The following is a 9,373-nucleotide window of genomic DNA, read 5'->3' on the forward strand; positions in this document are numbered from 1 at the left end:
AAGGTGCTGGCGAAAAAAGTACTCACGAAAAAAGTCCTGGTCGGGGCACTGGCCGGGGTGGCGCTGGTGGCGGCCGCGCTGGTCGGCTACCGGGTGTTCGGCTGGGACACGCTGGGGCCGGTCAACGGCCTGAAGCTCGATTTATCCCGGCCCGACGCGCTGGTCCGCACGAAAAGCCTGTCGGTCTTGCCGCGCGACCTGCTGACGGTGCCGCTGGCGCGCGACGTGCTGCGCGAGGATTTCCTGTTCTATTACGAGCAGAGCGAAGACCGGCTGGGCCTCAAGGGCAGCTTGCGCCGCATCGCCTACGAGCATGAACTGGGCTGGGGCGACCAGCTGCTGCGCATGGTGCTGGACCAGCCGGCGGAAGTGGCCCTGTGGCGCGACGCCGACGGCTCGCTCAAGCATTTCGCCATCGCCGTCTCGCGCAGCCAGCTGACGCGCCTGCTGGAAGAGGCGGGCAAGATCGCCTTGAAGGATACGCAGATGCGCGTGGCCGGCAGCTTGCGCGTCGATGGCGGCCAGGTGCCCGTGTATGCGCTCAATTATGCCTACCAGCGCACCTTGCTGTTCGCCGCGCACGGCCAGCGCCTGGTCATCCTGTCCCATCCCGGCATGCTGTACGGCGGCAGCGACGGCAAGCATGGCGATGGCACGGCTGAAAAAATAGTGGCCAACCTGCTGGCGCCGGAGCCGGCGAAACAAAACGTCTTGCATGCGCAATTTCATCTCGACGGCGCCGCGCCCGAGGGCCACAGCATCGCCGTCAAGGCCGACTTCCTGTCGTTCGGTTACCAGCCCTTCTTTGGCGCGCTCGAAGCGCTGCGTTTCGATTTTCAACAGGGCACCTGGCAATCGAAGGTGCTGCTCAATGCCGATAAACTGAAAAACGGTGCTTATGACAGCAGCGCCCTGTGGCCGGTGCTGCCGCATAACCCGAGCGCCTGCTTCAGCGTGCCGGTGGACTGGACCGCGCTGCAGCCCGTGCTCAAGCGACTGGGCGACAAGGCGTCCGAGCCGGTGGCGCCGCTGGCCGGCCACTTGCAAGGCCCCGCCGCCGCGTGCTGGTACGGCACTTCGCGGCTGCATACACCCGTGTTCGTGGCCACGCGCAGCGCGCAGGCCGGCGACGACGCTGTATATGGCAGCCTGTTCGCGGCGGCCATCGGCGGCAAGGACCCCGTGCGCAAGACCACCGGCAAGGACGCCAAAGGTGAGTTCGTGCGTTGGGAACGCAGCGTCGCCACGGCACTGGGCCAGTCCACGCCGGCGCTGGCCGTGGCCGGCAATACGGTTGTCTTCTCGGCCGACGGCAAGCTGGTCGACCAGGTGCTGGCCGTGCGCCGCAAGCAGGCGCCGGCCGCCAGCGACCTGCTGCCCGATGGCGCGCGCACGATCGGCCTGATCGCACCGGCCTCGCTGGCCCGCCTGATCCAGCTGGAAGCCTTCGATACCCTGCCGGCGAATAACGAACCGGTCTTGCGCGCGGCCGCCAACGAACACCTGGTGCCGCGCCTGGACGCCCTGAAAAAATATCCCGCGCTGCGCATGGTGCTCAAGCGGCAGCCAGCCAGCGGCACGTCATGGGAAACGCTGGAATGGCAGGAGACGGCGCGATGACGGTGTCGCATGGGCGGCGCGCTGCGCTGGCGGTGTGCGTCGCCGCTGTCGCCGCACCCAAGGCTTGGGCCCTGCGCGCGGCCGCCGGGGGGCAAGTGCAGCTGTCGCAATCCCAGAGCCGCGCCTTCCAGGCCTGGATGCTGCGCATCGTCAACGCGCAGATCGAACGGGGACCATCGCCGCGCTGGACGCACCGCGATTGCGCCGGCCTGGTGCGCTTTGCCGTCAACGAGGCATTGACCGTGCATGACGCGAAGTGGCTGCATGCGAATGGTATTGCCAGTGACCGGCGCCTGCCGCCCGAGCTGGAACTGGACGCGAACCAGGCCGCCTTGCGCAACCGCTGGATACAGACGGGTGGCAGTGTCGGCCACTTCGTCACGGCGCTGGCGCTGGTGCAGCACAACAGCCGTTTCATCGCCCGCGAAATCAGCCAGGCGCTGCCCGGCGACCTGCTGTTTTTCGACCAGGGCGACGAACAGCACCTGATGGTCTGGATGGGGGCGCGCATCGCCTACCACACCGGCACCGTCACACCCGACGACAATGGTCTGCGGACCGTCGATATCAAAGAACTCACGAGCTGGAAGGACACGCGGTGGCAACCTGTGGTCAACAATCCGAATTTCGCCGGCGTGTTCCGGCTGGCGTTTTTATCATGAAGCCGATTTTTGTCATGAAGCTGTTCTTTGCCAGCCTGCTGGCCTTGGTCCTCATTGGCGGCGCCTCGGCGCAGGAACGCGAACCGAGCAACTACGCCACCTTCAAGGGCGAGCCTTTCTTCCTGCTGTCGGACGCCAGCTACGGCAGTCTTGATGAAGCGCGCGTGCGGCTCGAGGTGCCCGGGCGCGACATGGGGCGCATGAACCTGGAAGCGTATTCGGGCGCCGACATCGTCGTCTACCGCGTGCCCGAACCGATGGAATTCCTGAAAAAGCAGCGTAATCTGCACCGCATCCAGGTCGAGGGCAATTACCAGGGCGAGGGCCTGGCCAACACCTTGAGCTTTCTGTGGGATAGCTGGTGGAAGCAGTCGCGCCTGGCCTGGCGCAAGCTGTTTTCCGGTGAGGCGCGCCGCGCGGTCACGAAAGAACAGCCGCAGCTGGCGACGAATGACGCCATCCGCAAGCCGACCGTATTCGCCAACCACCCGCAGTACAAGCCGATCAAGGGCATGGAGCTGGTCGACAGCTTCCGCTATCCGATCTGGCAAGCCAAGGCCATCGCCCCGCCGAAAGGCGTCAAGCTCGATGGCTCCAGCAGCGACTTCATCGTCGCCGGCGCCGGCAATGTGATGATCCCGCTGGGCAAGCGCAAGCCCGGCCTGTATCTGGTCGAGGCGATCATCGGCGAGCACCGCGCCACCACCCTGGTGTTCGTGTCGGATACGGTGGCCGTCACCAAGGTCTCGTCCGGCCAGATGCTGGTATGGACGGCGCGGCGCGACAACAGCGCCGCCGTGGCCGGCGCCAGCGTGGCGTGGACGGACGGCACTGGCGTGCTGCAGTCGGCCGTGACGGGTTTTGACGGCGTCGCCTCGCTCGAGCGCGGCAGCCCCGAACATACGTATGTGCTGGGCCAGGACGGCGCCGGCGGCGTGTTCGTGTCCGAGAATTTTTACTACGACAGCGAAATCTATAACACCAAGATTTATGCGGTGACCGACCGGCCCCTGTACCGGCCCGGCGATGAGGTCAACGTCAAGTTTTTGGGCCGCGAATTCACCTCGGCGCGCGCCTCGCAGGCAGCAAGCGCAGCACCGCTCAGCCTGACCGTGCTCAATCCGAATGGCACGCCGCTCTTGACGCAAACGCTGCAGCTGTCCGGCGATACGGGCGCCGACACGCGCTTCCGCCTGCCGACGGAAGCGACCGCCGGCGGCTATGAACTGCGCTTCAACTACAAGGATGGCGTGTATGGCGCGGCCTTCCGCGTGGCCGAATACGTCAAGCCGCACTTTGAAATCAACGTCCAGCCATCGAAACCGGAATTCAAGACGGGCGAGGCGGTCAAGGGCAGCATCGCGCTGCGCTACCCCGATGGCAAACCGGTAAAAAACGCGAAGATGACCTTGTCGCTGCGCGGCCAGCAAAACACCATGGTCGAGGGGGAGCTGCGTTACAGCGGCCTGTTCCCGGTGGCCTTGAAGACCGAGGAAGTGACGAGCGACGGCAGCGGCAATGTGGACTTCACCCTGCCGCCCGCCGCCGATCCGTCGCGCTACATCTTGACCGTGCTGGCGACCGATGGCGCGGCCTACCGCGTCAAGGCGACGCGCGAGCTGATGATCGAACGCTCGAACAGCAGCTATCAGTTGAAGGCGACGCGCCAGTTTTCCGATCCGGGACAAAACGTGCATTTCGACTTGCTGGCCGATGGCCAGGGTGCGGCCAAGCCCGTGCGCTGGGAGATGGTGCAGCTGGAAAAACAGAGCAAGACCGAGGGCGCCTTCGATGCAAACGCCAAGGGCTGGGACGTGACGTTTCCGGCCTCCGGTTCGTATCAGCTGGCGCTGCGCGACGAACGGGGCAACCTGCTGGCCGCCGCCAGCCACTGGGTGGCTGGTGACGGCGTGCAGACGACGCCGGGCAGCATCGAGATCGTGCTGGACCGCGCCCGCTACCGTCCGGGCGACACGGCCGAGGCCTTGATCACCTTCTCCGACAAGGTGGATCAGGCGCTGCTGACGCTCGAGCGCGACAAGGTGGAACACCATGGCTTGATGGCCGGCGCCGCGGATTGGTACCAGGCGAAGCGCGTGGCGCCGCGGCAGTGGAGAGTGCGCATCCCGGTAAAAGAAGAGCATGGCCCGAACATGACGTTCTCGGTGGCGTACACGCGCAATGGCGATTTCGTGTTCGAGAACGCCGGCCTGCAAGTGATCGAGCCGCGTATCGCGCTGCAGTTCAAGAGCGACAAGGAGAGCTACCAGCCGGGCGAGAAGGTCACGCTGGACGTCAAGGCCACCCTGGACGGCAAGCCCCTGAGCACCCTGGTGGCGCTGGGCGTGGTCGATGAAATGATCTATGTGCTGCAGCCGGAAATCGCGCCCGACATCGGCGACTTCTTCTACCATCCGCGCCGCAACAACGTGCGCACCACGGCCAGCCTGTCTTTCATCAGCTACGACATGGCGCAGGGACGCACTGCCGGCGCGCCCGCGCGCCACAATTACAACGAGCGGGGCGTCAAGGTGCTCGAACGTCCGCGCCGCGACAATATCGATACGGCCTACTGGGCGCCATCGCTGAAGACCGACGCCAACGGCAATGCGCGCGTGAGCTTCACCATGCCCGACGCGCTGACCCGCTGGCGCATCACGGGCCGCGCGATGGATGAGCAGGGGCGCGTGGGCCAGCGCACCGCCTATCTGCGGTCGGACAAGAACTTCTATGCCAAGTGGACCGCGCCGGACTGGATGCGCGCCGGCGATGCGCCGCGTGCCTCGGTGGCCGTGTTCAACCAGACGGGCAAGGAGCAGGCGCTCGACGTCGTCCTCTCGGGCGGCGCGCAGCCGAAGACGGAAAAGCTGTCCGCCAAACCGGGTGTCAATTACGTCGAGTTCCAGCTCGCTGCTGGCGCTAGCGGGCCGCTGCGCCTGGAGCTGAAGCAGAACGGCAAAGTGGTCGATGCACTCGATACCGCTATGCAGACGCTGCCCGCCGCCTGGAGCAGCCCGCGTTCGCTGGTGCTGCCGCTCGATGGCGCCACCGGTGATATTCCGCTCAAGCTGCCGGCGGATGCGCGCAATCTCCGCGTCTCGTTCGCGCAGGGAACCGCCAGCCAGTTCGCGCGCATTGCCGACGATTTGATCGACTATCCGTATGGCTGCGTGGAGCAGACGGCAAGCCGTTTGATTCCGCTGGCGCTGGCCACGCAAAGCCTGGGGCCGGACGCCGGCGCCCTGCAAACGCTGCTGACGGCGCAGCGCCTGCGCCTGGTATCCATGGCCGGCCCGAATGCCGTCTTCGGCTGGTGGGGCAACGCCACGGCCGGCAATGCCTTGATGACGGCCTACGCCTATTACGCCGACTGGTACGCGGCGCGCGCGCTGCACATCGAACTGCCGCCCGAACACTGGAACAAGCTGCTGGCCGTCTACGGCGAACATGGCTTGAAGGACGCGATGGGCGACCGCGCGCTGGTGCTGTGGATGGCGCGCGAGATGGGCTTGCCCACGCAGACGCTGGCGGCGGGCCTGGTGGACGACAGCGCCATCGCCGTCCTGGGGGGCAAGCCGCGCCAGGCGGGCGACAGTGGCAGCCTGCTGCTGGGCGGGGCATCTGACCGCGAGGCGCAAGCGATGAGCCTTGGCCTGGTGGCGCTGGTCGCCAGCCAGAATGGCATCGTCTTGCCGCATGGGCTGCAGCTGCAAGTGGCCAGCGCATGGCAGGTGCTGCGCGAGTCCAAAGCGCCGGTGGCGCAAGCCTTGCTGATGCTGGCCGGCGAAGTGCCGCCATCGCAGGCGGACGCGGTGCTGGCCGGCGTGCGCGCCGAGATGCCGACCCTGGACCGCGCGATGACGTTGATGTGGGTGCAAAAGAAGCTGGGCGGCATATCGTTCGGCAAGGGGCCGGCCGTCGCGCTGGACGGCGCCTGGCAAAAACGCGACAGCCGCAGCGGCCAGCCGCTGTGGCGGTGGAGCGATGCCAAGGGCCTGCCTGACAAACTGCGTCTCGCTGCACCGGCGCCGGCCGGCACGGTGGCCGTGGTGCAGTACGACAGCCATGCCGCCGAAGCGCAGACCTTGCCGGTCGCCGTCGAACGTCGCATCCTGCGCATGAAGGCGGGCAAGGGCGGCTACACGACGGAGCTGGTCAAGCCGGGCGAGGCGCTCAGCACGGACGCGCTGTACCTCGATGAAATCACCTTGAAAGCGGCGCCGGGCGCGAAACACCGCTTTGGCTTGCTGGAAGTGGCGCTGCCGCCCGGCGCCATGGTGGAATCGACGACCTGGGGCATGGTCATGGCGGGCGACAAGCCGGCCGCGCTGGAACGCGCGCGCCACACCGAGCGCCGCGACGGCTATGCGGTGCCGGTCGAGCCGTTGGAAGGCGCCGTGACCGTGCGCCATCTGCTGCGCTTTGCGCAGAAGGGCAGCTATGTGCTGCCGCCGGCGCGCTTTTACCGCATGTACCAGCCGGAGCAGAAAGCGCTCGAGGGCGGCGGCAAGAGCACGCGCGCGCTGAAGGTCGAGTGATGCGCTTTGTACGTCCAGTATTGATGGTGGCTTTGCTGTTGGCCGCGCCAGCGTGGTCTGCATCGCTGGATGTGGCCTGGTGGCGCGACGGCAAGATGGAGGTGCGCCAGCTGCGTCAGGGCGGCGCCACGCGGCCACTCTCGTCGCCGTTCGACGGCACGCGGCAAGTGCCGCTGGCCAGCCTGTGGAAGCTGTTCGTGTATGTCTACGCCAGCGATAACAAGGTGGCGATGCCCGACTACCGCTGCGGCGGCCGCGATCCGGAAGAAGTATATTGCTGCGATGCGGGCCAGAGCATCGGCCACGATGCGGCGCTGGCGCAGTCCTGCGGCCCTTTCTTCTCTCCACAGCGCCTGATGATCGCGGCCGCGCCGTGGCGCACATACTGGACCTCCCGTTTAGGTAGCGCGCCGGCAGGGGACTTTGCCTGGCTGGCGGACCCCGCCCAGCTGGCGCCGGGACGGCTGGTACGGCTGGACAGTCTGCTGCGCGCGTTGGACAGCATACCGGCCGCCAGCCGCGTGGACGCCGAAGCGGCGCTGCTGCGCGTGGTGCTCGATGGTCGAGGGGCAGGTACGGCGCGATGGTTTGGCAGCCAGTTGCGCGTGAAGACGTATTCCTGGCACGAGCAGCGCCGGGCAGACGAACGGATTGGCGGCGCGGCAGGCTGGCTGGCCGATGGCACGCCGATCTGGTTTGGCGGCGCAGGCGGCAGCAGCAATGTCTTTGAACAGTGGGCGCCCAGGCTGGCCGCCAGCTTGCCGAAAGTCGGCGCGGCCGACGATGGCGGTTGCGTGGTGGTCGACTACTTCAAGCGCTATCCGATCCGCGCCGTGCGCGGCGAGCGTGGCGTTGCCGCAGCTGGCCCGCTGAATGGCCGCTACCATGTGCAATTCGAGAATGGGCAGAATCTCGCCGTGCGCAGCAGCGGCGAGTTGATGCTGGTACAAGAGCAGGGCGGCCGCCCGCAATTGCGCGGCCGCTTCGGCGTCAATGAATATGTGGCGCGCGTGCTTGACCGCGAAGCGAGCGCGAATGAAGCGGAAGCGGCCAAGGCGCTGGCGATTGCCGCGCGCACGTATTTGCAACAGAACGCGGTGACGGTGGCGGGCTGCCAGCAGATCGCCGACAGCAGCGCGACCCAGCGCGTCAGTCCCAGCCCCGCCACGCCGGCGGCGCTGGCGATTGCGCGCTGGACCGATCAGCTGATCGTCGATGGCGTCACCGTGCGCTATCACAGCAACCAAGCGTCCGAGGGCACGATGGCGTGGAGCGAGGCGGTACGCCAGGCGAAACAGGGCAAGCACTATGATGAATTGCTGGCGGCGGCCTATCCCGGCGGCGCGCTGAGCACCGTTGGCAATACCGGCGCGCGTTGCCGTCGCCTGGCGCAGAATGAGGATTGGCTGGCGCGGTCGGTGCCGCGCTGGCAACGCGTGCTGTTGCGCGAGGCCGGCTACGAGGCGCCGCCGCAAGCGCCGCTGGTCTGCGCGCTATCCAGCGGCGCGCCGTATTCGGAGCAGTCGCGCAACCGCATCTTCATGCGCCCGTTGGCCACGCGCGAAGACCGCATCACCTTGGCCCATGAATATTTGCACCTTGGCCTGCGCCATCATCCGCGCGGCCAGGACGAAGAATATGTCGAGCGGCTGGCCCGCCGGCTCGTCGACCTTAACCTGGAGGTTCTGTGAGTTTTTATATCCGTTGCGCGATTCCCCTGATGCTATTGCCACTCTGGGCGCAGGCCCAGGTCACCATCGATGCGCCGAAGAGCGGCTGGCGCAATTCGGCCGGTGCACGCGAGGACTATACGCAAGCGGTCAATTACCCCGCCGCATCGGTCAACCTGCAGCCGGGCCAGGCCGAGACGGCGCAGATACGGGGGCGCATCGCCGGCGCCGTCAAGGGCAAGCCCGCCACCCTGGTGGTCAATGGCGTGGCGATGCCGATGGAGGTGGGCGAGGATGGCAGCTACGGCCGCCCCTATGGCTTTGGCAGCGGCTCGAACAGCGTGGAGGTGCGTTCGCCCGATGGCAGGAGCCGCGCGCGCACCCAGTTTGTCGACAGCTACCAGGGCAAGACACAGGCGCGCTTGCGTATCGTGCTGTCGTGGGACAGTGCCGGCACCGACCTCGATCTGCATGTGGTCACGCCGGACGGCGGCCACGCCTGGTACGGTAATCGTGTCTTGAAAGATGGCGGCGCACTGGATGTGGACGTGACCACTGGCTATGGCCCGGAAATCTTTTCCAGCGCCGCGCCCCTGAAGGGCAACTATCATGCCTATGTCAATTACTACGGCAGCGGCGACAACACCGCCATGCTGACCGTGGCCCGCCTGTCGATCATCACCAACGAAGGTACGCCGCGGGAAAAGCTGCAGAGCTTCCAGGTGCCGATGCGGGCCGCCGGCGAGCTGACCTTGGTGAAATCGTTCGTCTTGCCATAAATGGCCCTTGCGGACGCGCTGTTGCTTGGCTATAATTCGCCCCCTCGCTGAACGACGCATGCAAATGCTGAGTACGGTGAGAAAAAGAAGGAGTTGACGGATGT

Annotated in this window: 5 protein-coding genes; all 5 read left to right on the forward strand. The window is 66.4% G+C overall.

Features of this window, described 5'->3' with window-relative positions; translation table 11 throughout:
* The first annotated feature begins 3 nt into the window (after positions 1-3).
* From AC07VH_RS28200 to AC07VH_RS28220, 5 genes are read left to right on the forward strand one after another with little or no spacing between them, the layout of a single operon-like run.
* Complete coding sequence (locus AC07VH_RS28200; RefSeq protein WP_494788964.1) at positions 4-1,620, forward strand: DUF2138 family protein; 1,617 nt, start codon at positions 4-6, stop codon at positions 1,618-1,620.
* The gene (locus tag AC07VH_RS28205; protein WP_494788965.1) at positions 1,617-2,282 is read left to right on the forward strand and encodes a DUF1175 family protein; all 666 of its coding nucleotides are present in this window, start codon (positions 1,617-1,619) and stop codon (positions 2,280-2,282) included. Before AC07VH_RS28200 ends, AC07VH_RS28205 begins: the two co-directional genes overlap by 4 nt.
* Complete coding sequence (locus AC07VH_RS28210; RefSeq protein ID WP_494788966.1) at positions 2,279-6,820, forward strand: alpha-2-macroglobulin family protein; 4,542 nt, start codon at positions 2,279-2,281, stop codon at positions 6,818-6,820. Before AC07VH_RS28205 ends, AC07VH_RS28210 begins: the two co-directional genes overlap by 4 nt.
* Entirely contained in the window at positions 6,820-8,511 is a 1,692-nt protein-coding gene (locus tag AC07VH_RS28215) for a DUF2300 domain-containing protein (protein ID WP_494788967.1), read from the forward strand. Before AC07VH_RS28210 ends, AC07VH_RS28215 begins: the two co-directional genes overlap by 1 nt.
* A 29-nt stretch (positions 8,512-8,540) precedes the next feature.
* A complete protein-coding gene (locus tag AC07VH_RS28220) occupies positions 8,541-9,269 on the forward strand; it encodes a YfaP family protein (protein WP_494788968.1) in 729 nt (242 codons plus the stop codon).
* Positions 9,270-9,373: the final 104 nt, after the last annotated feature.

Source organism: Janthinobacterium sp. GW821-FHT03C10, from assembly GCF_059420865.1.

What these genes read in the sequence shown, in the direction of transcription:
- AC07VH_RS28205 (WP_494788965.1), top strand. Translation starts at nt 1,617, where the DNA reads ATGACGGTGTCGCATGGGCGGCGCGCTGCGCTGGCGGTGTGCGTCGCC.
- AC07VH_RS28210 (WP_494788966.1), top strand. Translation starts at nt 2,279, where the DNA reads ATGAAGCCGATTTTTGTCATGAAGCTGTTCTTTGCCAGCCTGCTGGCC.
- AC07VH_RS28220 (WP_494788968.1), top strand. Translation starts at nt 8,541, where the DNA reads ATGCTATTGCCACTCTGGGCGCAGGCCCAGGTCACCATCGATGCGCCG.
- AC07VH_RS28215 (WP_494788967.1), top strand. Translation starts at nt 6,820, where the DNA reads ATGCGCTTTGTACGTCCAGTATTGATGGTGGCTTTGCTGTTGGCCGCG.